The sequence below is a fragment of the Streptomyces spororaveus genome (genome assembly GCF_016755875.1).
Classification (GTDB): domain Bacteria; phylum Actinomycetota; class Actinomycetes; order Streptomycetales; family Streptomycetaceae; genus Streptomyces; species Streptomyces spororaveus.
Map to the genome: position 1 here is coordinate 227,822 of NZ_BNED01000005.1, position 23,818 is coordinate 251,639.

Genomic DNA, 23,818 nt, shown 5'->3' on the forward strand with positions numbered 1-23,818 from the left:
TGGCCGTCTCCGTACGGGAGGGCGCGGCACCGGCCGAGGCAGGACGGTACGCTCCGGGACGCGTTCGGTCGGCCGTTGCGGCCAGGTCCGGCTATCGGCGGACGCCGTTCGCGGTTGCCGGATCGCTGAACGTCAAAGAGGGGGGCCGATGTCCTGGCGGGATGTCACGGTGGTTGATGCGTGCGTGCGGCGCGACGGCCGGGGCGGCAGCCCCACGGCCGTCACCGACGACGACCCGGCGGCGACGGACGCGGACCGGCGTGCGGTCGCCGCTGCGGCCGGCACCTCGCACGCGGCGTTCCTCGGCCCGGGGCGGACGCCGGACGGCGGCCGGCCGGTCCGGTTCTTCACCGCCACCGCCGAACTGTCCGGCTGCGGCCACGGCACTGTTGCCGCGCAGGCCGTCCGGTTGACCCGCACCACGCTGGGCGGGCTGAACGACCGCCAACACACCGGCGGGCGCACGTTCGACACCGTCGCGATCCGCCGCTCCGCCAGCATCGAGGTGTGGTTCGACCAGGGCCTCGTCGCGCTGCGTCACCCGGCACCGGACGAGCGCGCCGCGATCGTCGCCGCGCTCGGGCTCACCGCGGACGATCCGCATCCGACCGACGCGCCACGGATCGCCTCGCCCGGCGCGCCACGCATGCTGGTACCGGTCCACGACCGGTCGGCGCTGCTCCGAGTCCACCCACATCTCGGCAGGCTGACAGCGGCGTGCAGGCGGTACGGGCTACTCGGCTGTTTCGTGTACGTACCACCGGTGGGCGACCGACCGGGTGCGGCGCGGATGTTCGCGCCGGCGATCGGCGTCGACGAGGACGTCGCCAACGCCAACAGCACCGGCTGCCTGGCCGCCCACCTGCTCGACACGACAGGGGCGCGGACGGTCACGATCGAGGTGGAGCAGGGCGACACCCTCGGTCGACCGGCCAGCGTGCTCGCTTCGGCCCGACGCGGACCGGCGGGCATCACGACCCGGGTCGGCGGGTTGGCGGTGGTCCGCGACTCTCACGAATGACCCTCTCCGCGAGTTCCGCGAACGCCCCCTCGGCGACCGCGTTTCCGCAGGTGCTTCATCCTCGTTCCCGCGCTCCGCGAAGAGCTCGATGTCGCCTGGCCCCGCCGTTTACCGGGCCGTCGGGAGCGGTGGGGTGACCGTGAGGACCGGTGGGGCCGGGGAGGACCAGTGGTGGCCGCAGGGGTCGAAGACCAGGATCACCGGCCGGCCCGGGCGCTGGCGCCAGGAGATGCGTTCGGGTGCGTCCGCGCACACCGGGCAGCAGGGCAGCGGGCGGGGGTCCGCACGGCACTCGGGAGCCGCCGTGAGCGGCGGGGCGTGCGGATCGCGCATGGAGGCTCCCTGGTCGTGCGGTTGGGCTGATCGCACTGTGCCATGGACCGGCCCGTGTGCGCACGGGCGAATCGTCCAGTGTTCCGGCTGGTCAGAGGTGCGGTCCTCAGGAGGAATCCGGTCCGCTCACGGGCACTTGGTGATCAGCCACTCCCGCCGCCGGCCTCCACCAGGCCCGATTCGTACGCCGCGATCACCGCCTGCGCGCGGTCGCGGACACCCAGCTTGCCGAAGATGCCGGTGATGTGGTTCTTGACCGTGGAGACGCTGATGTCCAGTTCCGCGGCGATCTCGGCGTTGCCCCGGCCGGTGGCCATGAGCCGCCAGATCTCCAGCTCGCGCGGGGTGAGTTCGTGGGGGGTCCCGGCGGCCCACGACGGCGGCCGTGCGGGGGTCCGTACGTAGGCGGAGAGGAGCCGGCTGAGCAGCCGCGGCGCGACGGCGGCCTCGCCGGTGTGGACGATCCGGACCGCGGCGATCAGCTCTTCCGGGGAGATGTCCTTCGGCAGGAAGCCGTACGCGCCGGCGCGCAGGGCGGCGACCACGTACTCGTCCATGTCGAAGGTGCTGAGGGCCAGCACGCGGGTCTCCGGAAGCGTGCGCGCGAGTTCCTCGGTGGCCTTGACCCCGTCCATGACCGGCATGCGGATGTCCATGACGACCACGTCGGGCCGTAGCCGCTGGGCGAGGGCCACGGCCCGGGCCCCGTCCTCGGCCTCGCCCACGACCTCGACCTCCGGGTCGGGACCCAGGATCAGCGCCAGGCCGCGCCGGACCAGCGGCTGGTCGTCGGCGATGAGTACACGGATCATCCGTGCGGTTCCTCTCTTCAGGGGGTGTCTCGGACAGGGAGGGGGATCCGTGCCGCCACCCGGAATCCACCGCCGGCGAGGGCGGCGGCCTCCAGGGTTCCGCCCTGCAGGGCGACCCGCTCGTGCATGCCGATCAGACCGTACCCGGAGCGCGCCGCGGGGCGTGCGGGCGGTGCCTGTGCTCCCGCCCCGTCGTCGCGCACCTCCACGCCCACCTCGTCCCCGTGGTACGTGAGCCGTACGTGGGCCCGCGCCCTGCCCGCGTGCTTGCGGGTGTTGGTCAGGGCCTCCTGGACGATCCGGAAGACGGTGAGGCCCACCGTGGGCGGGAGCGGGCGGACCGCTCCGTCCACCGTGAACTCGGTCTCCGTCCCGGCCAGCCGTGACTCCGTGATGATCCGGGCCAGGTCGTCGGCCCCGGGCTGCGGCGCCGGCGGGGTGGCCTCCGGTTCCTCCCCGGCGCGCAGTACGTCGAGGAGTTGGCGCATCTCGCGCAACGCCATCCGCCCTGAGTCCTCCAGGGTGACCAGTGCTTCCCGGGACGCCTCGGGGTCGTAGGCCAGGTTGGCCCGCGCCCCGCCGGCCATCAGCTGCATGGTGGTGATGTGGTGGGCGACGATGTCGTGCAGTTCGCGCGCGATCCGCCGCCGCTCGTCGGCGACCGCCCGGTCGGCGTGCCGCATCCGCTGGGCCTCGGCCTCCCGTTGCCGGTGGTTGACCACCACGGCCGCGGTGACCGTGATGAGGGCGGCCACCGCGTTTCCGGCCAGACCCCACCAGCCGTAGGGCAGCGGCCAGCCGCTCTGGCCCGCGGACACGAGCGGTACCGCGGCGGCCACCGTCACCGCGACCACGGCGGGGCGGCAGGCCCTGACCACCGAGTAGAGGGCGACCGTGAGGCTGAGGGTGAAGTGCGGGGACAGCGGGGCGGCCATGTTCACGAGGGCGCCCAGGGCCAGTACGGCGGCGAGGACCGGCAGCGGGTGGACGCGCCGGGCGAGCAGGGTCATCGCCGAGACGACCAGCAGGGCGGCCGCGGTCACGCTGAGGGACCTGCCCTCGGTCAGGGCTCCCAGGGAGAACCCGACGAGGTCCGTGGCGCCGGCCGCCGTCGCCACGAGCGCGTCGTTGCGCGTCCACGGTCCGCGCTCGGCACCTCCGTCCGCGCCTTTGGCCTCGGCGCTGCCCGTACCCGCGGCAGCGGCAGCGGCCGCAACCGAATCCGCACCCATGCCCGCCCCCATACCCGCCCGTCCTGTCCCCCGGTGATCCATTCTGGCACCGGCCGCCGCCCCTGCCACCCGACCGGGGTCGGGGCCCGTACCAGGACCGGAGTCCTGGTCGGCGCGGGAGGCCGGACCCTGGTCCCGGGGTGCGGATCCTCCCCCGACCCGACGTTTCGCCCGCTCGCCCCTGATGGTCTGGAGTCAGGCCGGGAACCCCCGGCCGGCACCGCACAGACCGGAGGAAATGTGATCCGCGCCCTGACCGGATTCTCGACGAGAAGTCCGTGGAAGGTCATCGCCCTGTGGGCGGTCCTGGGATTGGCGGCGGCCGTCCTGGGCCAGGCGTTCGTCTTCCGCGCCGTCCAGACCGGCAACGGCGGGTTCCTGCCCGCGCAGTACGACTCGGCGGCCGCTCTGAAGATCGCCGAGGAGCGGTTCGGGGCGAAGCCGGACGCCAACCTCCTGACGGTACTGGTGGCCCGGTCGGACGGGGCACCCCTCGGCGCCGCCGACGAGCAGCGCATCGACGCGCAGGCCGCACGGCTGGCCCGCGAGCGCGTCGTCATGCCCAGGACCGAGGAGACGATGCCGCTCGCGCAGGACCACTCGCAGGTCCCCCGGGTCAGCCCGGCCATGACGGCGCCCGACCGCACCTTCCGGCTGCTGACCGTCGAACTGACCGGGAATCCCGCCGATCCCGGGGTGCAGGACACCTACCGGGCGTTCCGCGACTCGACCCGGGACGCTCTGGCGGAGGAGGGCCTGCGCACCGGCTTCACGGGCGGCATCGCCGACCGCGTGGACACGACGGAGGCGGAGGAGACCCGCTCGAAGGCCGTCGGCATCGCCATGCTCGCGGTCATCGTCCTGTTGCACGTGCTCGTCTTCCGCAGCGCCCTGGCCGCCCTGCTGCCGCTGCTCGCGGTCACCGTCATCGGGGGCGCCGCGGCGGGCGCGGTGGTGGGCGCCGCGCTGCTGACCGGAATCGGGCTCTCGGAGTCCACACCGAGTCTGATCAGTGTGGTGCTGATGGGCATCGGCATCGACTACTTCCTGTTCCTCCTCTTCCGCTTCCGGGAGCAACTGCGCGAGCACCCCGAGCAGTCCGGGCGCGAAGCGGCCGCCCATGTCGCCGGGCGGGTGGGTACGGCCATCACCTCCGCGGCCCTGACCATCGTCGCCGCCTTCGCCACGCTCGGGGTCGCCTCCTTCGGCCAGTTCCGGGTGCTCGGTCCGGCCATCGCCCTGTCGGTGCTGGTGATGCTGCTGGGCAGCCTGACCCTGATGCCGGCCCTGCTAGCGGTCACCGGCCGCAAGATGTTCTGGCCGTCCCGGGCCCTGCGGCACGAGCCCCGCGCGGGGTCCGCCGCGCGGATGGGCGACCGGGTCGCGCGCCGGCCGTTCGTCCTGGTCCTGGCCTCGGTGGCGCTGCTCGGCACGCTGGCCGCCGGAGTCGTGGGGGTACGCATGGACTACGGGCAGAGCGGTGGGGGCGGCGAGCGCACCGCCGCCACGGCCACCGCGGCGGAGATCTCCCGCGCCCTGCCGGCCGGGGTGTCGGATCCGACGAGCGTTTTCGTCACCGCTTCCGACGGCGCGGCTCTGAGCGCCGAACGCCTCGGCGGACTGTCCGAGGCGCTCGCCGGGGTGGGCGGTGTGGGCCAGGTCGCGCGGACGGTACTGACCGAGGACCGGCGGGCGGCGCGGATCGACCTGTTCCTGACCGCCGATCCGCAGGGGCAGGCCGCGCGCGATCTGGTGACGGGCCCGGTCCGGGCCGCGGTCGCGGCGCACACTCCCGACGGTACGCAGGCGCACGTGGGCGGCACGGCGGCCGTCTTCGCCGACATCGCCACCGCGGTGGACAAGGACCTGCGGGTGGTCTTCCCGGTGGCGGCGGCGCTCATCGCGCTGATCCTGCTCGCCCTGCTGCGCAGCCTGCTGGCACCGGTGATCCTGCTGGCCTCGGTCGGGCTGGGCTTCGCGGCCACCCTCGGCGCCTCGACCCTGGTGTTCCAGCACGCGCTGGACCGCCCCGGGGTGGACTTCACCCTGCCGCTCGTGCTGTTCCTGTTCGTGGTCGCGCTGGGCACCGACTACAACATCCTGATGAGCGACCGGATCCGGGAGGAGATGGCCCGGCCCGGTCCGGCCCGCGCCGCCGTGGGGCGCGCCGTGCGGCACACGGCGCCCGCCATCGCCACGGCGGGCCTGGTGCTGGCCGCGTCCTTCGGCAGCCTGGCCGTCACCCCCGCCCCGTCCACCCAGCAGATCGGTTTCGCGACGGCCCTCGGGATCATGCTCTCCGCCTTCGTCCTGTCGATCGTGCTGGTGCCCGCGCTGGCCGCCCTTCTGGGCCGGTCGATGTGGTGGCCGGTGCGTCCGCGCCACCCTGAGCGGGACATCGACGCGGACCGGCGGCCGAGCACGGACCGGGTGCTGGTCGGCTGAGCGACAGCCCCGGGCATGACGAAGGCGCCGCCGCGCGCGGGACCGTACGGTCGTACGGGGCCCTGCGTGCGGCGGCGCCTTCGCCGTCCGGCCGCCTTCGGTGTCAGGCGAGCCGGTCGGCCTCCGGGTGGTCCTGGAGCCAGGCGCGGACCGCCTGCTGCTCCTTGCCCTTCCCGGTCTGCTGGATCCTGGCCTCCAGGCCGGTCAGCTGTTCCTCGGTGAGCTTGAAGGACTTCAGCCATGCGGCGACCTTCGGCTCGTCCTCCGCGAAGCCCTTGCGGGCCAGGGTGTGGATGCCGTCGCCCTTGCCCCAGGCGCCCTGCGGGTCCTCCAGCTTGGTGAGCTCGTAGGAGGAGTAGGCCCAGTGCGGGGACCACAGGACGACCGCGACGGGCTCCTTCTTCTCGTAGGCCCGCTTCAGCTCGGCAAGCATGCCGGGCGTGGAGCCGTCGACGACCTCGTACTCGCCGTCGAGGCCGTAGTCCTTGAGCACCTTGTCCTTGAGGATCGACATCTCGCCGGCGCTCGGCTCGATGCCGATGATCCGGCCCTTGAACCGGTCCGCCTTGCCCTTGAGGTCGGCGAGCGAGTGCACGTCCTTCACGTAGGACGGCACGGACAGCTCCAGGGAGGTGGGGCCGTACCAGGAGCCGAGGTCCTCCAGCTTGTTCCCGTACTTCTCCCAGTACTGGGCGTGGGTGACGGGCAGCCAGGCGTCGGTCTGGAAGTCAAGCTTGCCGCCGGCCAGGCCGGTGTACAGGGCTCCGGCCTCCAGCTGGCGGGCGTCGACCTTGTAGCCGCGGCGCTCCAGCAGCTCCTTCCACAGGAAGGTGGAGGCGATGCCCTCGTCCCACGGGATGTAGCCGACGGAGAGGGTGCGGCCCTTGCCGATGTTCGCGGCACCGGCCGGACCCTCCTCGGCGGTGGAGCCGCCGAAGGTGTTCAGGCCGCCCGCGACGAGCGCCAGGACGACGGCGCCGCTGATCGCGTACGCGGGCTGGGGGCGGTGGTTCCACAGCTTGGCGGCGCCGGTGGCGGCGGCCCGCGCCTTGGCGAGCGTACGGCGGCCGATCGGGGAGACGTGGCGGCCGAGCGCCCCGGTCATCCGGTCCAGGTACATGGCGAGGACGACGATGGACAGGCCCGCCTCGAAACCGAGGCCGATGTCGACGTTGCCGATGGCCTTGTAGACGGCGCCGCCGAGTCCGCCGCCGCCGACCATGCCGGCGATGACGACCATGGACAGGCCCAGCATGATGACCTGGTTGACGCCGGCCATGACGGTGGGCAGGGCCAGCGGGAGCTGGACGCGTACGAGGGTGTCGCGCGGGCTGGTGCCGAAGGCCTCGGCGGCCTCGACCAGTTCCCCGTCGACCTGGCGGATGCCGAGCTCGGTCATCCGCACGCCGGGCGGCAGCGAGAAGATGATGGTGGCGATGATGCCGGGCACCACGCCCACCCCGAAGAAGATGATGCCGGGGATCAGGTAGACCATGGCCGGCATGGTCTGCATGAAGTCCAGGACCGGCCGCAGGAGGGCGCTGACGCGGTCGGATCTGGAGGCCCAGATGCCGAGCGGGATCGCGAACGCCAGGGTGACGAGCGTGGCGACCAGGACCAGGGACAGGGTGGACATGGCCTCCTGCCACAGGCCGAGGGAGTCGACCAGTGCGAAGCCCGCGAAGGCGAGCAGGCCCGCCAGCAGACCGCGCAGCCACCAGGCGGCGACGGCCAGGATGCCCGCGAGGAGCAGCGGGGCGGGGGCGGAGAGGACGGCGTCGACGCCGTCGTAGAGGCCGGTGACGAGGGAACCGATGGCCTCGAACAGCCAGGACAGGTGGCTCTGGAGGAAGTCGACTCCGCTGTCGACCCAGGCGCCGAGGTGCAGGCGGGGCATCAGGCGGCCACCTCCGCGCAGTACATCGGGGGCCGTTGTTCGTCGCCGATGAAGGCGATGAGGCGCTCCTGGGGTACCGAGCCGATGACGGCACCGTCCGTGCCGGTGACGGCGACCGCGTGCGGGACCCGGGCGCTGACCGCGCACAGGTCGGCGAGCGGGGTCCCGGCGGTGACGGTGGGGCAGTCGCAGGCGTCGGCGTCCGGTTCCGGATCGTCCATGACGGCATCGGCCGTCAGGACCCGGGAGCGGTCCACGTCCTGGACGAACGAGGCGACGTAGTCGTCGGCGGGGCGGGTGAGGATGTCCTCGGCCGTGCCCTGCTGGACGATGCGGCCGTCGCGCATGACGGCGATGCCGTCACCGAGGCGCATGGCCTCGTTGAGGTCGTGGGTGATGAAGACGATGGTCTTCTTCAGACGCGTCTGGAGCTCCAGGAGCTGGTCCTGCATGTCGCGGCGGATCAGCGGGTCGAGGGCGCTGAAGGACTCGTCCATCAGCAGGAGCTCGGCGTCCGTGGCCAGGGCCCGGGCGAGGCCGACCCGCTGCTGCATGCCGCCGGAGAGCTCGTCGGGCCAGGACTTCTCCCAGCCTTCCAGTCCGCACAGGGCCAGGGCCTCGGCGGCGCGCCGCTCGCGCTCGGGGCGGGGCACGCCCTGCACCTCAAGGCCGTAGCCGGCGTTCTCCAGCACGTTGCGGTGCGGGAACAGCGCGAAGTGCTGGAAGACCATGGAGATCTTCTTGGACCGTACGTGGCGCAGCTCACTCGCGCTCAGGGCCGTGAGGTCCTGCCCGCCGAAGAGGATGCGTCCCGAGGTGGGTTCGAGCAGCCCGTTCAGCATGCGCAGCAGCGTGGACTTGCCCGATCCCGACAGCCCCATGACGACGAAGATCTGGCCCGGCTGGACGTCGAAGGAGGCGTCGATCACGGCAGCGGTGGTCCCGTCGGCGCGCAACTCCTCGCGGCCTGCACCGCCTTCGAGTGCGCGGACGGCGGCTGCGCTGTCGGCGGGGCGCCTCCCGAACACCTTGTAGACGTGCTCGGCCTGGAGCGTGGACACATACACCTCACGGGTCGTACCAAGTACGGCGCGCGCCGGCGGACCGGCGGGCCGTGGAGCGGGACGGGATCGGCCCGCGTGCGCCGCGCCCTCCGGCACGAACGGCCGGAGGGCGTGGTTCCGCTCCAGCAGCGCCGATGCCCTGCATTCACCTGAGCAAACGCCGGGGTGACCCTCCTCACGTGTGGGTCGCGGGGGCGCCGTACGCGGATCCGCACACCCCGGGCCGGGCGGCCGCGGGTGGCCGTGACCGGGTACGCCCGCCCCCTGGAGGGGAGTTGGGGCGGGAGCCCGGCGACCGATGCGGCCGCCGGGCCCGGTGCGCTGCCGCCCGGGGTGTGGCCGAGGCCACAGCGCGCGTCCGGCAGTTACGTGATGCGGAAGCCGGTGGTCGCGTGGTCACGGCGGTCGCGGTGGAAGGTGAGCCGGTCCCATGTCGGGAAGGCCAGGTCGGTGACGGCGAGCAGCCGGCCGGAGGTGTCGTGCAGGGTGCGGCGCACGGTCAGCCCGCAGGCCGGGGCGGTGGCCGGCGGGTGGGTGACGCGGGTCATGGTGAGGGTCTCGGCGACCCGCCCGGCCGCGGCTGCGCGGTCGAGCCAGCGATGCAGGGGGGTGAGGTCCTGTTCGCGGGCGGTCGTCGCCCCCGCCCGGTTCCGGAAGGCCGTCAGTTCGGGGCTCCGCTCGACGACCCCGGGGCTGAAGTAGGTGACGGCGTGCCGCAGGGCCTCCCCGCCCGGACCGCGTTCACGGTGGTGATGCACCAGGGTGCGGTCCCCGCCGGCCATGCCGAGCAGTGCGGCGAGCGAGGGCGGGACGGTGACGAGAGTGATCCAGCTCCGGGTCCGGGCGGCGTTCCCGGGGGGCGGGGCGGGCGTGGCAGGCGCGGCAGGCGGATTCCCCGGGACGGCCGGGCGGGTGCCGCGGCGGCCGGTGACGACCAGGCCGTCCTGGCGCAGGTGCTGGAGGGCCGCCCTGATGGTCTGCCGGTTGACCTGGTACCGGGCGGCGAGACTGCGCTCGGAGGGCAGTCTGCCACCGGGGGTGTGTGCGGCGCGGTCGAGATCGCGGCGCAACGCTGCGGCGATCCACTGGTACTTGGGCATGGCGGCCTGGCCGCCACCCCGCGAAGGGGAGGGCATGACTTCTCCTCTGACGGGTGGTCAAGGACTGCGCGGTCTGCCCGACCAACGTAGCATTGGTCTATACCTTTCAGTGAGGGTGGATCGCGGCGCGCGCACCGGCTTGGCCGATTCCGCACCCACGCCCGAGCGCCCCGGCAGGGAGGCCCGGCGGCGACCGCCCTCCCCGCGGACCGGGCCCACCGGAGATCCCCGAGAGAGCCCTGGCGGATCCTTGCCGGATCCTTGACAGCCCAAGTGGTTAGCCGCCATATTACTTCCATGACGAGGGACGGCATCGACGGCGAAGCGCCCACACTCGACCAGGCCAGACGGCAGGTCGAGCACTACGGCCTGGAAGTCGACCCGCAAGCGGTACTGGTCGCGGTCCGGCTGATCTCGGCGGGCGCGCGGGTCGGGCGGGCGGCCGAGGCGCATTTCGCCAGGTTCGGCCTGTCGACGGGGCGCTACCGCCTGCTCGCCGACCTCGAAGACCACGGCGGGGAGAAATCCCCTTCACACCTCGCGGACGACCTCGGCGTATCCCGGGCCACGGTCACCGGCCTGCTGGACGGCCTGGAGCGCGAGGGGCTGATCGCCCGCCGCCCGTCGACGGAGGACGGCCGGGGCACGGTGGCCGTCCTGACCGCACGCGGGGCGCAGCGCCTGCGCGAGATGGCCCCCGAGCATTTCGGGCGGCTGGAGGCGATGGTGGGCGGGCTCTCCGTCGAGGAGCGCGCGGTGTTCCTCGACCTGCTCGCCCGCGTCGTGCGGGGCAGCACGGCCCTGGCCGCGGACTGACCCGACCCTCGGCCGTTCGGCCCCGCTCCACCGGTGGGGCCTTTTTTACACCCACATAGTTAGCTGCCTAATTACATCGCTTTCCCTCATACACCCGAGAAAGAGGTCAGCATGCCCGCGACGAAGGACAGAACCGGCCGAAACCGAGCAGTCCCCCGGCCGTCACGGCCGTCACGGCCGTTCACCTTGTGGCGCGAGGTGCTGACCGCCTACGCCGCACCCGCGCTGACGGCCGGTACGGCCGGCCTCGTCACCGGGCAGCGGGATCTGGCGGTGGCCGCCTGCACCTCCATCGCCGGCACCTCCGCCGTGGTGGCGTACCTGGTCGGCACCTGGCTGCGGCGCGGCGGGCGGCCTCGAGGGTGGACCCTCACCACGCCGCGCGGCGTCCTGACCGGCGCGCTCGTGATCACCACCGTCGGCGCGGCGGCCCTGCTGGGATGGTTCGCCGCCCAGTGGCTGCCCGCGCACACGCCGGTCCCCGCCTCCCTGTGGCTGGAGCGCCTGCGCGTGGACCTGCCCGTCTCCGCGGCCCTCGCCACCACCATCGTCACCCTGCGCTGGCGCGGCACCACCGCGTCATAGCCCGCCCCGACCCCCGACCCCCGGCACCACCCGTCGCCGGGACATCACCAAGGAATGAGCACACGATGATCGTTGTCATGGGAGCGACCGGAGCCACCGGGAACGCGCTGCTCCACAGCCTCCTCGCACGCGGCACATCCGTCCGCGCGCTGACCCGCACCCCGCACACGCCGATTCCCGGCACGACCGGCACGCACCGCCCGCTCGTCGAGGTGCGGTACGCCGACGCCACCGACCCCCACTCGCTGCGCACCGCCTTCAGGGGCGCCGACCAGCTCTTCCTCGCCATGGCCAACAGCCCCGCACAGGTCGAGCTCGAAACCCGCGTGATCGACATCGCCGCCCACACCGGCATCCGACACATCGTCAAGATCTCCGCGCCCGCCGCCGAACCCGACTCCCCGGTCGCCGTCTCGCGCGGACACCACGCCGTCGAGGAACACCTGCGCGCCGTCGGCATCACCCACACCGTCCTGCGCCCCTACGCGTTCACACAGAACCTCCTGCGCCTGGCTCCCGGCGTCGTCGCCCAGGGCGTCATCCTCGGGACGACGGGCGACGCGCCCCTCAACCACATCGATTGCCGCGACATCGGCGACGTCGCCGCCGCCGCCCTCACCAGGCCGGACGTCGCCGGCGGCGTCCACACGCTGACCGGACCCGAAGCCGTCTCATACCCCGATCTCGCCTCCCGGCTGACCGCCCTGACCGGCCGTCCGATCCGTTACGTCCACCTCACGCCGGAGGAACTGCGCGACCGGCTCGTCCGCGACGCCCGCATGCCCGCCTGGCTCGCCGACCACGTGACGGAGATCCAGCGACTCGCCGTCACGCGGCCCGAGACCCCGACCACCGCGGTCACCGACGTCCTCGGCCGCCCGCCCCGCACACTCGACGCCTTCCTCCACGAGCACCAGGCCCACTTCCGCGGATAGGACGCCGGGGCGGGGCGGAATGCCACGGGGTCAAGGCCCCGGCCGGACGGGCGGCCGGATCAGCGCAGGCCGGAGAAGAGATCGTTCTCGGGCACGGCCGCTCCGGTGGCGTCCTGGACACGGACGAAGGTCTCCACGCCCATCAGCTCACCGAACCTCTCCTTTCCCATCCTGAGGAAGACGATGTTCTCGCCCTGACTGGCATGTGCGGCCAGCGCGTCGAACTTCTGACCGCTGAATGCGGTGGTGTCCACCCACGTGCTGATCTCGTCGTCGGGGAGGCCGATCTCGGCCAGCGCGGCGGCTTCGGCGGGATCCTGCTCCGGCATGTCCTCATGGAACTCGTGCATGATCTTGCCGAACCGCTCCATCGCCGAGCGCGGCATCGTCGTCCAGTAGACCTTCGGCGTCAGCGCGGTCATCTCCAGTGCCGCCATCGTGATGCGGTGGGCCTGGATGTGGTCGGGGTGGCCGTAGAAGCCGTTCTCGTCATAGGTGACGACCACATCGGGCCGGTAGTGCCGCATGAGGGCCGCGAGCCGGGCAGCGCCTTCCTCCACGGGGGTCCTCCAGAAGGACCCAGGGGCGTCGTTGCTCGGCCAGCCCATCATCCCGGAGTCGGCATAGTCCAGCATCTCCAGATCACTGACACCCAGGACGTCACAGCTCGCCTCCAGTTCCTGTCGGCGCATCGAGGCGACGGCCGCCGGATCGTGCCCGGGATCACCCGGCTTGACGCCTCCCGGCCCGTCACCGCAACCGCCGTCGGTACATGTCACGAGGACCGTGCGGATGCCCTCTGCCGCGTACCGTGCGAGAACGCCTCCGGTTCCGGTGGCTTCGTCGTCGGGGTGGGCATGCACTGCCATGAGGGTCAGGGGCCGGTCAGTCATGAAGGAGTCCTCCTGCGGAGACATGTGTCGGTCGGCGTTCGCGGCAGGTCTTCCGCGATCCCGGGAGGCCGGATCCCGCCCGGGCGGATGTCCTCTTTCCCACCCCCGCGGCGCCTGACCTCCCGTTCGGTGCAACGACGCCGACGGGACCGGCTGTTCCCGCGCGGCTGCCCGGCTTTCGCGGGCGACGGCACCACCCCCTCCCCCGAAGGCCGGCCGCGGAGAGCGTGCGGGCAAGGAAGCGGCGGGTGCTGTACCGGCAGGGAACCGGGTTCTGGCCTTCGGGCCCCTTTCTTCGGCACCTTCGCGGTAACGGCGTCCGGCGGGCCGGAAATCGTCCGTGCGAAAGCCTCGACGGAGACCTACCCGGATCCGGGGTACCGGCAAGAACCCTGTAGCCGACCGCAAAACGGCGGTGCGCGCGGACGTCGTGCCCGCGGAACTCGGCCCGTCCCCGGCCGCACGGATCCGCGCGTCGTCCTACCTGGTGCCCACACTCCTTGCCCTACAAGGGAACGCCCGGCTGCCCCGGCCCGGGGGATACCGGATCGGGGAGCGCGGCATGGCGACCTGCACTTCACGGTGTACGAAGCGTTCGGTGACCGTGTCGCCGTCCAAGACGAGGGCTATGACGCCGCGGCGGGTCGACCCGCGAGGCCTCCTGATGCTCGGTGGTTCGACACCAGCGAGCTGTTCAGGAGGCCCTCCTCGGATGCGCCGAGCACCCGACGACCACCCGATCGAGACAGCCGTTCGAGCACCGAGCCCCCAGAGCATTACGACAAAAGCTACTTACGCGTCGGGGTGCTCCGGCAGGGCGAGCCAGTCCGACCAGGAGATCTCCCGGCCGAGGAAGCGCGGCTGCTCGAACGGCCAGTCGGCGGCGATCCACTGCGGCACCAGCTCGTCGAGGGCCTGCTCGACCTTGCTGTCCACCAGCTCGTCCACCACCCACCAGGAGATCTCGACGTCCGCGCCGGCCTTCTCCGGCGGGTCGATGTAGACGCAGCCGAGCAGAGCTGTCTCCGCCGCGTCGAACAGCGCGTAGTTGAAAGACTGGTGTGCGGCGATCTCCTTCTCGTGCCGCAACAGGTCGGCCTGGTCGGCCTCGTAGGTCATGGTGGCCGCGGGCCAGCCCCAGGCTGGGCCGAAGATGGTCCACAGCCGCTCGCGCGAACCCATCACAGCCGGATAGTCGAGCGGGGTGTCCGCCTCCCGGATCGGCCGCAGGTGATGACCACTGCCCGGCAGCGGTATCAGGACGGGATGGACGAAGTCATCGGGGAGCCAGCTCATAACGCCCGACCGTAGCAGCGCGCGGCCGTCCGCTCCCTTGGATTTTCCCCGCATACCTCCAGGCCAGGTCGGCCCCCGGCCCGGGGCCCTCCGCCTCGCACCCCACGACCCGGACTATCCCTGCCCTGCCTGCAAGAAGCCCAGCTCTGGGCAAACGTGCACGCGCCCCTCCTGTCGTCATCACCAACTGCAGCACCTGATTTCCTAAGGGCAGTCCATCGTCTCGATCCCCGTCGCGCTCTGTTCGGGGAGGGCCAGTTCGAACCAGACGACCTTGCCGCTGCTGTTCCGGGTGGCACCCCAACGCTGTGACAGCCGGTTGACCAGGAACAGGCCGCGCCCGCCCTCGTCGGTCTCCCGGGCCCGGCGCTGGCGGGGCAGCCGCGGGGAGTCGTCGCCGACCTCGCAGCGCAGCACGTCCAGGCGCAGCAACCGCAGGACCACCGGCCGCTCCGCGTACCGGACCGCATTGGTCACCACCTCGCTGACCAGCAGGGCGAGTCTGTCTTCGGGGTCCTCCAGGCCCCACCTCGTCAGCGTCTTCCGGGCGAAGTTGCGGGCACGGCCCGGAGCGGTGTCCTCGGCGTCCAGGATCCAGTACGCGACGTCACTGGGCTCGATCCCGTCGAATCGGGCGGCCAGCAACGCGATGTCGTCGTCCCGGCCGCCGGGCACGAGCACGTCCAGGACGTCGTCGCACAGAGCCTCCAGCGGTGGCGGGCCGTCCGGACCCAGCAGTTCGGCGGTGGTCGCGAGCCGCTCCCGCAACTGCTCGATGCCGACCCACACGTCCCGCAGCCGGGATTCGACCAGACCGTCCGTGTAGAGCAGCAGCGTCGCCCCGACCGGTGCCTCCAGCTCCACCGCCTCGAATTCCACACTCCCCACGCCGATCGGCGCGCCCGGTGGCACGCGCACCACCTCGGCACGGCCGTCGGAGTGCAGCAGGATCGGCGGCGGATGGCCGGCGTTGGCGACGGTGATCCGGTGCGCGACCGGGTCGTAGACGGCGTACAGGCAGGTGGCTATCCGGTCGGCGCCAAGCCGCTGGGCCTGTTCGTCCAGGTGGTGCAGAACCTCGGCGGGCGGCAGGTCGAGCTGGAGGAGGATCCGGGCGGTGGTCTGCAGCTGACCCATGATCGCGGCCGATGTGATCGAGTGGCCCATGACATCGCCGATCACGAGGGCGACTCTGCTGCCGGGCAGGGGGATGGCGTCGTACCAGTCGCCGCCGACCCGCGCGGCCTCGGCAGCGGGCAGATAGCGCGAGGCCAGCCGGACCCCGGTGGGCTGGGGCAGGCCGGCGGGCAGCATCGTGCGCTGCAGCTCGTCGGCGATGTACGCCTCACGCCCGTACAGGACCGCCTTGTCGAGGCCCAGAGCGGTCTGGCTGGCCAGCTGGGCCGCGATGACGAGGTCTTCCGGGGTGAAGGCGGGACGATCGGCGTCGCGGAGGAGAACGGCGACTCCGATGATCCTCCGGCGTCCGCGTAACGGCGCGATGAGTACCCATTCGTCGGCCAGCGCGTCGGTGTCGACGGCGAGCAGTTCATGGAGGGCCGCCGCTGCGCCCGGAGCCGATCCGACGGCCGGGCGTACCTGCCGTAACAGGTCTGCCAGGGGCCCGTCCAGGGCGACCGTGCAGAGTTCGGGGATGCTCAGACCGCCGTGCGGGCCTCGGAGGAGGCTGCTGCGCACGTGCTTGTCGTTCGTGCCCGCTCGGTGGGGGCCCGTCGGTTCGGCGGGGATCTGGTCCAGTGGGCGGAGCTGGTCGCGGCGGAGCAGCCGGAAGACGGCGGGGCCCTCGCGACGTTCGTCTCCGACGGGCAGCGGGTCACCCATGTAGACGAGGATCGCGTCGGCGAAGGTCGGCACAGTGGCCCGGCACAGTCCCACCACGATCTCGTCCACGTCCATGCCGCGGGCGATCTGTGTGCTGGCGGCTCCCAGGAACCGCAGACGGTCTTGTGCCCGTTGGTGGCCGATCCGGCCCTGGGCCGGCTCGTCGTCGCCGGCGGACGAGTTGTCCGGGGTTGTGCCGAACAATGCCGTCCCACCAGCGGCTGCGCTGTCGGTGCGGACCAGTTCGCCCTGGAGGGTGCCCGGCACCCGTGCACGCCAGCCGAGCTCGTCGGCCGCGTCCAGGATGGTTTCGTGTTCACGGTCGAGGGCCGCACCGACCCGGTGGAGCGCCTCGTCCACCTCGTCCAGTTCGCGGTCGGGGGCCGAGGCCGTGGGTACGGGCAGGTGCATGTCGAGAGTCTCCCCGTTCGGGGTGATCCCCAGCGGGTGGGCCTGCGCGAGGCGTTGGAGCCGGCCTTCCAGATCGGTGACGCGCCGGGCAGCGAGGTCGGCGACCTGCTGCGCGGTGTCCCGTTCCTGCTGGGCTCGGGCCAGCTCACCGCGTAGCCTCGTCTCCTGCTCTTCGGCCCTCGCCAGACGGCGGCGGGCCGAATCGAGTTCTCCGCGTCCTTGTGGGCCGGCCTGCAGGGCGTCGACGCGACGCCTCAGCTCGGCGGTCTTCGCGTTGGCCTGCCCCAGCATCCCGAACAGGTAGACCGCGATCTGCAGGGCCTGCTGCCTGCCCTGCTCGCTGTTGATGTAGGCGCGCCGGGCCCGGTCCATGTCCTCGTACGCGCGGATCGTGCGCTCCTGGGCTTCCAGCAGCGCGCGGGCGGGAACGGTGTCCGGGTTCGCACTGCCGACGGGCGTGGGCGCCTCGTTGGCCTGGCGCCACAGCCGCCGGGCCAGGTCGAGGTCTTCCGTGTCGGCGGTGGCCTTCCCGGACGTGAGGCAGAGGTCGGCCACCGCCTCGACCAGGTCCCACTGCAGGCTCTCGCCGGCCAGCTGCTCACGCAGTTTGCGCAATGCGGGAACCCTGCCCGCCATGAAGTGCTCCGGGGTCAGCAGCCGGTGCAGCTGTGCCACCGAGACCGTAGCGTCGTCGAGCCAGCCCCGGACCATGCCCACCAGGTCGTTCGTCTCCTGGTTCGCGCCCCGTGCCGGCGCCCAGGGGCGCCCCGGCCGTTTCCCCGTGCCCACCCGGCCCCCTCGCCGACGTTGTGCGCCGGACAACCCCGCGTTGTGCGGCGGACAACATCCAATCGCTTCCCGCCGCCCTTCCGCATGGAGATCCTCGATCCCGCTGCCCGACTCCTCCTGCCGCACGATCGAGGTGCCCTCGTGACCGTCAGCCCCACAGTCCTGGTCTGCCTTGCGACCGCCGTACTGCTCTCCTTGATCGTCGCGCTGATGGCCGTCTCGCTCACCCGGTGGGACGGTGCCTCGCTCCCCACGGCACTCGCTCGCGGCGGCATCGCCTTCGGCGGCACCCTGACCCTTTGCTGCGTGGTACTGGCCGTCCTGATCAGCAGCACCCGCTGACGCGGGCACGGCCCAGGCCGTCTCTTTCGGATCTTGGCCTGGCAAGGTCCGAAAGAGACGGCCTACGAGTGTTGTCCGCGCAGTGGGTTCGGCAGGGGGAGGTAGCGGGCGTCCGCGCCGTCCGCGCGGGTCCAGCGCAGCAGCAGGTTGGTCTTGCCCGGCAGGGTCGGGGCGGCGAGCAGATCCGCGATCTCGGGGAGCCCGCGGGTCGCCTCGTAGCGCAGGAACTCCTCGCGGGCGGCCGGCCACAGGTGCGCAGCGAGGTCCGGATGCCGTCCGGCCAGTGCCCCCGCGATCTCCGTCAGGTTGTTGACGACCAGGCAGTAGACCAGGCGCTGCCACGCGTCCGCCCGCGGCAGGTCCGCCGCCAGTTTGACTCCCTCCGCGTCCCGGAAGAGGGCCTGCACCGGCATGCCGTCCGCGTCGACGGCGACCAGCGTGTTCTGGAGGTGGGCCTCCAGGACGATGCCGTGCCGGGCGAACAGTTCCAGCACGGGCGGCACCACCTGGCGCAGGTACGCCCGCCACCAGTGGAGCGGGTCCGTGGTCCCGGCCGGGGGGTTCCCGGGGTAGCCCTCGGCGAGCGCGGCGGCCAGCAGCGGCGTGGCCCCGGGGACGGTGTGCGCGTGCAGGCCGTCCCGGACCAGGACGGCGAGCTCCTCGAAGGCGAAGGCGGCGGTGCGGTAGCCGCGGTCGGGGAGCCAGGCGGCGGCCGAGCCGGTCCGGCGCAGGGCGGCGAAGCCGGCCTCGACGGCCGCGTCGGTGCGGCGCAGCTTCAGCAGGTCGTGGCGCCACAGGCGGCGCACGTCGTTGGTGATCCGGACGTCGAGGCTGAACTTCACGAAGAGGTCGGCCGCCGGGTCCGGTACGTACAGGGTCCGGATCGAGGCGGTCGGCCAGGCCGGCCGCCGGCTCGCGCCGAGCCGCACCAGCCGCCCGTCGGCGAAGGCCTCGCGCACCGCGGGCCCCTCGCCGACCAGGTCGAGCTGCCAGGGGTGGGCGGGCAGCAGCCGGTATCCGGCGGGCGGGCGCGGCCCGTCGAGGAGGTCGGCGAGGGCGTCGATCGCGGCGGAGGCGGCCGGGCCGCCCTCCTCGGTGCTCTGGTCCTCGCGCAGCCCCAGGAAGACCAGCGGGAACCGGGCGTGGGCCTCGGGCGCGTACGGCAGCCAGCTCCCGGCCGGCGCCCCGCCGCGGGCTTTGGGGGCGGGGTGGTGCGGGTGGCCCATCACCAGGGACTGCTCGGAGAGGAGGTACGGGTCCGCCGGGGGCTCGGCGACGGCGCGCGCGGCCAGCAGCGCGGCGATCGCGTCGCGGCTGTCGGTGATCTCGACGGGGAGCTCGTCGTTGGGGACGCCGGTGTACCGGCCCAGTTCGTCGGAGACGAGTTTGGCCAGTTCGGTGTGGCTGAGCGGGTGCCAGCCGTGTGCCGTGCGCAGCTCGGGGCGTTGGGGCCGGCGCCCGCCGCGCACCCGGAGCAGCCGCCCGCTGCCGCGCAGCCGGTGGACGCGTACGTCTTCCGCCGTGCCCGCGTCGTGCCCCTCGGCGGGTTCGGCCGCCTCTCTGAGCAGGCAGTTCAGGAGGGGGGCGGCGGCGTACGCGTCGGCGGCGGCGTTGAGGTCCACTGGTTCCATTCGGTCCATCCGGTGCGCCGGAGGTTCGCAGGGCGCAACCACCAGCCGTGATCTTCAGTATCCGCAATCATTACTTGATCATCCCGAAAAGCGATATTCCGATGCCGGAGCCTCAGCATGCATCCTTCCCCCTCCCCGGCCGAAGAGGCCTTCGCCGCCGAACTGGCCGACGTACGCCCGTCACTCGGGCCCTCGTACGGCGCCGCGCTCGACGGGGCCCGGGCGGCCGTGCTGACCCGGCTGTGGCGGGCCCTGGCCTTCGAACCGCTGCCCTGGGTCGTGGGCCGTGAGCACGCGCCCGGCGGCCTGGCCCTGCTGCTGGCCGGGGGCGCCAGACTGGAGGGCCCGCTGCCGGATCCGTACGCGACCGACGCGTACGTGAGCGAGCTGCTGCTCGACGGCAGGCCCTACCGGCAGGCCGCGCGGCTGGTGACGGCCCTCGGCGTGCCGCACGGGGAGCAGTTCGCCGCCGAGCTGGACGCCGGTACGGCCTCCCTCGCGCTCTCCCGGGCCGGTCAGCCGCCCACCGGGGAGGACCGGGCCCCGCGGACCACCTGGGAGTGGGAGCAGCGGGTGGTCGACGGGCATCCCTACCACCCGAACTGCCGTTCCCGGCCCGGTTTCTCGGTGGCCGAGCAGCTGGCGTACGCGCCCGAGCACCGCCCGGTGGTGGAGCTCGGGCTGGTCGCCGTGCGGGCTGAGGAGTGCCTGGTGACCGGCGACTGGCCGGAGGGGCTGCGGGACGCGGGGCGGATCCTGGTCCCGGTGCACCCGTGGCAGGCGGCGCACGTCCTGAAGCACGAGCGGGTGCGGCCCGGTTTCGCGGCGCATCCGCTGATGGCCCTGCGCACCCTGGCCCCCGTCGACGGCGGGGCGCACGTGAAGACCGCGCTGAGCGCCCGGCTGACCTCGTCCGTGCGGGACATCTCGGTCTACTCCATCGAGACGGCGGCGGCCGTGTCGGCCTTCGCCCAGGGCCTGTCCGAGCGGCTCGACGGCCGGCTGCACATCACCCGTACGCTGGGCGCCACGACCGCGCACAGTCCGGACCTGGCGGCGGTGCTGCGCGAGCCGCCCGAGGTGTACGCGGACACCGCCGCCGGGGAGCGGGTGCTGCCGGTGGCGGCCCTGGCCTCCTTCGGGCCGGCGCGTTCGGCGGCCTGGCGGGCCGGGTTCGCGCGGCTCGCGCTCTCGGTGTGCCTGCGGGTGCTGGAGCTCGGGGTGGCACTGGAGGCCCACGGTCAGAACCTCCTGGTCGTGCTCTCCGCCACCGGCGCCCCGCTGCGGCTGGTCTACCGCGACCTGGCTGACATCCGGATCAGCCCGGCCCGGCTGGCCCGGCACGGCCTGCCGGTGCCGCCCCTGTCCGGCAGGCTGGTCACGGACGACGTGAGCGTGCTGCGGCGCAAGCTGTTCGGGTCCCTGCTGACGGGGGCGCTCGGGGCCACGGCGGGCTCGGCCGGGGCCTTCGCCGAGGCGCTCGCGGAGGCGGCCGCCCTGCCGGCCACCGCGGACACCGCGGCGCTGCTGACCGCGCCGCTGCCCACCAAGGCGCTCACCCTGATGCGGCTGAGTCCCGGGGTTCCGGGCGATCAGTGGGCGGAATTGCCCAATCCGCTGGTCGGGGGGTGAGCGGGAGCACTCGGCCGGTTTCCCCTCGGAGGGGCTTCGGACACTACTGTTCAGGGGCATGACAGAGACCTCGTACCTCAGCTCCGTACGGGCGTCCTACGACGCCGTCGCCGTCGACTACGCGCGGCTGTTCAGCACGGAACTGGACGGAAAGCCGCTGGATCGCGCCATGTTGGCGGCCTTCGCCGAATACGTGCGCGAGGACTCGGGCGGCGGGGGCCGGGCGGTGGCCGACCTGGGCTGCGGCCCGGGCCGGGTGACGGCGCATCTGAACGGGCTCGGCGTAAGGGCCTTCGGCGTCGACCTGTCCCCGGCGATGGTGGCGGTGGCCCGCCGGACGTATCCGGGGCTGCGGTTCGAAGTGGGGTCGATGGCGACCCTGGACGTGGCCGACGGGGTCCTCGGCGGGGTGCTGGCCTGGTACTCCACCGTGCACACACCTCCCTCGGAGCTGCCCGCGCTGTTTGCGGAGTTCGCCCGGGTCCTGGCGCCGGGCGGCCACCTGCTGATCGCCTTCATGGCGGGCGACGAGCTGTTCCGGCTCGACCACGCGTACGGGCACGCGGTCGACCTCGACGTGTACCGGACACCGCCCGAGCTGATCGCCGGCCTGCTGGCCGGGGCCGGACTGGCGGAGGTGGCCCGGCTGGTCCGGGAGGCGGGCCCCGACGAGAAGTCGCGTCACGGCTTCCTGCTGGCGCGCACGTCGTAGTCCGCCGGAGACCCGTCGCCGGGGGCCGCTCCGTGTGTGCTGTTGACCGCCGCCATGAGCATCGACGACGCGACGGCAGCGGGACCGGGGACCGGACCGGGACCCGGCCCCGGGCCTGGACGGGATGCGGAGCCGGGGGCGGGGGCGGGCGGCTTCGGCCTGCGGGGTTTCCAGGACGGCGACTCGGTGGAGGAGCCGACCGCCCTGCTCCACCGGGCCTACGCGGACCAGTCCGCCGCCGGGCGGGTCTTCTTCGCCTCCTACCAGTCGCCCCGGGACACCCGCCACCGGCTGAGCAGGGGCGCGTGCCGGGTCGCGACGCGGGGCGGGGCGCTGGTCGGCACGGTCACCGTGTCCGCCCCGCACACCACGCCCGACGGCTGCCCCGCGCCCGCGGGAGCGGATCGTTCTGGCAACTGGCGGTGGACCCGCCCCAGCGGGGCAGCGAGCCGGGCCACCGGCTGCTGGAGCTCGCGGCCTGACACGCCTAGGCCGTGTCCGCAAAGTAGCGCCGGCCGCCCGAAGGGCGGGCCACGCGGCGTCTGGCGCCGTGCATCGCAAGGCGGAGGGCCGTCCGTGTACTGGACGTACTCGGACGTGCCCGACAACGCAGCGAGGTGCGGTGCCAGACGCCGCGGGGCAGGCGGGACTTTGCGGACACGGCCGAGAGCCCCGGGCTCACCACTGCAGCGGTAGCCGGGTCACGCCGCGCATCAGACTGCCCGGGAGCCAGTCGGGCGGGCCCGCGTCCGGGGCTTCGGCGAGGTCGGGGAAGCGGTCCAGCAGGGCCCGGACCGCGATGGGTGCCTCCATGCGGGCGAGCGGGGCGCCGAGGCAGAAGTGGATGCCGTGGCCGAAGGCGAGGTGGCCCGGGCCGGTGCGGCGGATGTCGAAGACGTCCGGCCCGGGGTGCGCGAAGCGCGCCGGATCGCGGTCCGCCGCGGCGAGGGCGACCAGGACGGAGGAGCCGGCCTCGATGCTGACGCCGCCCAGCTCCAGGTCCGTGGCGGCGAAGCGGTACGTGGCGTGCTGCACCGGGCCGTCGTAGCGGAGCATCTCCTCCACCGCCCCGTCGATCAGGGCGTCCGGGTCGGCGCGCAGTGCCGCGAGCTGGTCGGGGTGCGCGAGCAGGGCCCGTACGCCGTTGCCGATCAGGTTGACGGTGGTCTCGTGGCCCGCGACCAGCAGCAGGAAGGCCATCCCGATCAGCTCGTCAGGGGAGAGCCGGCCGCCGTCCTCGTCGCGGGTCCGGATCAGGGCGCTGAGGAGGTCCTCGCCGGGATCCTCGGCCTTGGCGGCGACGAGTTCGAGGAGGTACGCGGTCATCTCCTCCACCGCCCGGGGGTCCGCGCCGACGCCGTTGAGCGGGGCGACGATCTCGCCCGACCAGGACCGGAAGCGCTGCCGGTCCAGGCCGGGGACGCCGAGCAGTTCGCAGATGACGGTCATCGGCAGCGGTGCGGCGAAGGCGGCGATCAGGTCGGCCCTGCGGTCGGGCCGGGCCGCCATCGCGTCGAGCAGCTCGTCGGTGATCTGCTGGACGCGCGGACGCAGGGACTCCACGCGGCGGGCCGTGAACGCGCGGGCCACCAGGCGGCGCAGCCGGGTGTGACGGGGCGGATCCGAGTCCAGCATGCTGGTGGCGACGGCCTGGACGGGGGTGCCGTTCGCGAACGGTTCGGAGCCGAACCAGTTCTTCGACAGCCCCGGATGGGTCAGGGCCTGCCGGGCCTCCTCGTGGCCGACGACGAGCCAGGTGCGTTCGCCGCCGAGCACCAGCCGGTGGACGGGGCCGGCGGTGCGCAGTGCGTCGTAGAACGGATACGGGTCGGCGTTGAACGCGTCGGCGTGCGTACTGAGATCCACGAGAGCCATGGGGGCAGCGTACGGCGGCCGTTCGCCGGTCCCCGAGCGATTTCCGGTATGACTGTCCGACCAATGGAACCGTTTCCGCTGTGCGCCGTTCAGGGGGCACCCCGGTGCGCGTGGGACCCGCCTGCACGGCTATCGCGCCGGGCGGTGGCAGGAAG

General features: G+C 73.0%; 20 protein-coding genes. 8 read left to right on the forward strand and 12 right to left on the reverse strand.

Features of this window, described 5'->3' with window-relative positions; genetic code table 11:
- The first annotated feature begins 148 nt into the window (after positions 1-148).
- Positions 149-1,021, forward strand: a complete 873-nt coding sequence (locus Sspor_RS03630) for a PhzF family phenazine biosynthesis protein (protein ID WP_202197720.1) — start codon at positions 149-151, stop codon at positions 1,019-1,021.
- 108 nt (positions 1,022-1,129) lie between these two features.
- Here Sspor_RS03630 and Sspor_RS03635 read toward each other — a convergent pair whose 3' ends face one another.
- From Sspor_RS03635 to Sspor_RS03645, 3 genes are all read right to left on the reverse strand, one after another.
- The gene (locus Sspor_RS03635) at positions 1,130-1,354 is read right to left on the reverse strand and encodes a hypothetical protein (RefSeq protein WP_202197721.1); all 225 of its coding nucleotides are present in this window, start codon (positions 1,352-1,354) and stop codon (positions 1,130-1,132) included.
- 143 nt (positions 1,355-1,497) lie between these two features.
- On the reverse strand, positions 1,498-2,166 hold the full coding sequence (locus Sspor_RS03640; RefSeq protein ID WP_202197722.1) for a response regulator: 669 nt from the start codon (positions 2,164-2,166) through the stop codon (positions 1,498-1,500).
- 17 nt (positions 2,167-2,183) lie between these two features.
- Positions 2,184-3,398, reverse strand: a complete 1,215-nt coding sequence (locus tag Sspor_RS03645) for a sensor histidine kinase (protein WP_202197723.1) — start codon at positions 3,396-3,398, stop codon at positions 2,184-2,186.
- A gap of 240 nt (positions 3,399-3,638) precedes the next feature.
- Between Sspor_RS03645 and Sspor_RS03650 the strand changes: the two genes are divergently transcribed.
- Positions 3,639-5,843, forward strand: a complete 2,205-nt coding sequence (locus Sspor_RS03650; protein WP_202197724.1) for an MMPL family transporter — start codon at positions 3,639-3,641, stop codon at positions 5,841-5,843.
- 103 nt (positions 5,844-5,946) lie between these two features.
- On the opposite strand, the gene Sspor_RS03655 is transcribed toward Sspor_RS03650, so the two are convergent.
- The 3 genes from Sspor_RS03655 to Sspor_RS03665 all read right to left on the reverse strand — a co-directional run bounded on the left by Sspor_RS03655 (position 5,947) and on the right by Sspor_RS03665 (position 9,940).
- A complete protein-coding gene (locus tag Sspor_RS03655; RefSeq protein WP_202197725.1) occupies positions 5,947-7,740 on the reverse strand; it encodes an ABC transporter permease/substrate binding protein in 1,794 nt (597 codons plus the stop codon).
- Positions 7,740-8,801, reverse strand: coding sequence for a quaternary amine ABC transporter ATP-binding protein (locus Sspor_RS03660; RefSeq protein WP_202197726.1), 1,062 nt, complete (start codon positions 8,799-8,801; stop codon positions 7,740-7,742). Before Sspor_RS03660 ends, Sspor_RS03655 begins: the two co-directional genes overlap by 1 nt.
- Positions 8,802-9,169: 368 nt before the next feature.
- Positions 9,170-9,940 carry a GntR family transcriptional regulator gene (locus tag Sspor_RS03665; protein ID WP_202197727.1) on the reverse strand — a complete coding sequence of 257 codons (771 nt, stop codon included), beginning with the start codon at positions 9,938-9,940 and terminating at the stop codon, positions 9,170-9,172.
- A gap of 261 nt (positions 9,941-10,201) precedes the next feature.
- Between Sspor_RS03665 and Sspor_RS03670 the strand changes: the two genes are divergently transcribed.
- The 3 genes from Sspor_RS03670 to Sspor_RS03680 all read left to right on the forward strand — a co-directional run bounded on the left by Sspor_RS03670 (position 10,202) and on the right by Sspor_RS03680 (position 12,240).
- Positions 10,202-10,720 carry a MarR family winged helix-turn-helix transcriptional regulator gene (locus Sspor_RS03670; RefSeq protein ID WP_202197728.1) on the forward strand — a complete coding sequence of 173 codons (519 nt, stop codon included), beginning with the start codon at positions 10,202-10,204 and terminating at the stop codon, positions 10,718-10,720.
- 198 nt (positions 10,721-10,918) lie between these two features.
- Positions 10,919-11,305, forward strand: coding sequence for a hypothetical protein (locus tag Sspor_RS03675; RefSeq protein WP_308445517.1), 387 nt, complete (start codon positions 10,919-10,921; stop codon positions 11,303-11,305).
- A gap of 65 nt (positions 11,306-11,370) precedes the next feature.
- Positions 11,371-12,240: an NmrA family NAD(P)-binding protein gene (locus tag Sspor_RS03680; RefSeq protein ID WP_202197730.1), complete on the forward strand. Its 870-nt coding sequence runs from the start codon at positions 11,371-11,373 to the stop codon at positions 12,238-12,240.
- Positions 12,241-12,299: 59 nt separating this feature from the next.
- On the opposite strand, the gene Sspor_RS03685 is transcribed toward Sspor_RS03680, so the two are convergent.
- The 3 genes from Sspor_RS03685 to Sspor_RS03695 form a co-directional block, all read right to left on the reverse strand.
- A complete protein-coding gene (locus tag Sspor_RS03685; protein ID WP_202197731.1) occupies positions 12,300-13,133 on the reverse strand; it encodes a PIG-L family deacetylase in 834 nt (277 codons plus the stop codon).
- 792 nt (positions 13,134-13,925) lie between these two features.
- Positions 13,926-14,429, reverse strand: a complete 504-nt coding sequence (locus tag Sspor_RS03690; RefSeq protein WP_202197732.1) for a GNAT family N-acetyltransferase — start codon at positions 14,427-14,429, stop codon at positions 13,926-13,928.
- A 204-nt stretch (positions 14,430-14,633) separates the two neighbouring features.
- Complete coding sequence (locus Sspor_RS03695; RefSeq protein ID WP_237403647.1) at positions 14,634-17,471, reverse strand: ATP-binding SpoIIE family protein phosphatase; 2,838 nt, start codon at positions 17,469-17,471, stop codon at positions 14,634-14,636.
- Between the two features lie 141 nt (positions 17,472-17,612).
- On the opposite strand from Sspor_RS03695, the gene Sspor_RS03700 reads away from it, so the two are divergent.
- Positions 17,613-17,813 (forward strand): hypothetical protein, encoded by a 201-nt coding sequence (locus Sspor_RS03700; protein ID WP_202197733.1) that lies wholly within the window; start codon positions 17,613-17,615, stop codon positions 17,811-17,813.
- 62 nt (positions 17,814-17,875) lie between these two features.
- Here Sspor_RS03700 and Sspor_RS03705 read toward each other — a convergent pair whose 3' ends face one another.
- Entirely contained in the window at positions 17,876-19,453 is a 1,578-nt protein-coding gene (locus Sspor_RS03705) for an IucA/IucC family protein (protein ID WP_202197734.1), read from the reverse strand.
- 108 nt (positions 19,454-19,561) lie between these two features.
- Here Sspor_RS03705 and Sspor_RS03710 point away from each other — a divergent pair, with 108 nt between their 5' ends.
- Positions 19,562-21,076, forward strand: coding sequence for an IucA/IucC family protein (locus Sspor_RS03710; protein WP_202197735.1), 1,515 nt, complete (start codon positions 19,562-19,564; stop codon positions 21,074-21,076).
- A 58-nt stretch (positions 21,077-21,134) separates the two neighbouring features.
- A complete protein-coding gene (locus Sspor_RS03715; RefSeq protein ID WP_202197736.1) occupies positions 21,135-21,788 on the forward strand; it encodes a class I SAM-dependent methyltransferase in 654 nt (217 codons plus the stop codon).
- A gap of 260 nt (positions 21,789-22,048) precedes the next feature.
- Here the strand turns inward: Sspor_RS03715 and Sspor_RS03720 are convergent, their stop codons facing one another.
- Entirely contained in the window at positions 22,049-22,273 is a 225-nt protein-coding gene (locus tag Sspor_RS03720; RefSeq protein WP_202197737.1) for a hypothetical protein, read from the reverse strand.
- Positions 22,274-22,466: 193 nt separating this feature from the next.
- Entirely contained in the window at positions 22,467-23,663 is a 1,197-nt protein-coding gene (locus tag Sspor_RS03725) for a cytochrome P450 family protein (protein ID WP_202197738.1), read from the reverse strand.
- Positions 23,664-23,818 lie beyond the last annotated feature (155 nt).

What these genes read in the sequence shown, in the direction of transcription:
- Sspor_RS03630 (WP_202197720.1), top strand. Translation starts at nt 149, where the DNA reads ATGTCCTGGCGGGATGTCACGGTGGTTGATGCGTGCGTGCGGCGCGAC.
- Sspor_RS03635 (WP_202197721.1), bottom strand. Translation starts at nt 1,354, where the DNA reads ATGCGCGATCCGCACGCCCCGCCGCTCACGGCGGCTCCCGAGTGCCGT.
- Sspor_RS03640 (WP_202197722.1), bottom strand. Translation starts at nt 2,166, where the DNA reads ATGATCCGTGTACTCATCGCCGACGACCAGCCGCTGGTCCGGCGCGGC.
- Sspor_RS03645 (WP_202197723.1), bottom strand. Translation starts at nt 3,398, where the DNA reads ATGGGTGCGGATTCGGTTGCGGCCGCTGCCGCTGCCGCGGGTACGGGC.
- Sspor_RS03655 (WP_202197725.1), bottom strand. Translation starts at nt 7,740, where the DNA reads ATGCCCCGCCTGCACCTCGGCGCCTGGGTCGACAGCGGAGTCGACTTC.
- Sspor_RS03665 (WP_202197727.1), bottom strand. Translation starts at nt 9,940, where the DNA reads ATGCCCTCCCCTTCGCGGGGTGGCGGCCAGGCCGCCATGCCCAAGTAC.
- Sspor_RS03670 (WP_202197728.1), top strand. Translation starts at nt 10,202, where the DNA reads ATGACGAGGGACGGCATCGACGGCGAAGCGCCCACACTCGACCAGGCC.
- Sspor_RS03680 (WP_202197730.1), top strand. Translation starts at nt 11,371, where the DNA reads ATGATCGTTGTCATGGGAGCGACCGGAGCCACCGGGAACGCGCTGCTC.
- Sspor_RS03685 (WP_202197731.1), bottom strand. Translation starts at nt 13,133, where the DNA reads ATGACTGACCGGCCCCTGACCCTCATGGCAGTGCATGCCCACCCCGAC.
- Sspor_RS03690 (WP_202197732.1), bottom strand. Translation starts at nt 14,429, where the DNA reads ATGAGCTGGCTCCCCGATGACTTCGTCCATCCCGTCCTGATACCGCTG.
- Sspor_RS03705 (WP_202197734.1), bottom strand. Translation starts at nt 19,453, where the DNA reads ATGGACCGAATGGAACCAGTGGACCTCAACGCCGCCGCCGACGCGTAC.
- Sspor_RS03710 (WP_202197735.1), top strand. Translation starts at nt 19,562, where the DNA reads ATGCATCCTTCCCCCTCCCCGGCCGAAGAGGCCTTCGCCGCCGAACTG.
- Sspor_RS03715 (WP_202197736.1), top strand. Translation starts at nt 21,135, where the DNA reads ATGACAGAGACCTCGTACCTCAGCTCCGTACGGGCGTCCTACGACGCC.
- Sspor_RS03725 (WP_202197738.1), bottom strand. Translation starts at nt 23,663, where the DNA reads ATGGCTCTCGTGGATCTCAGTACGCACGCCGACGCGTTCAACGCCGAC.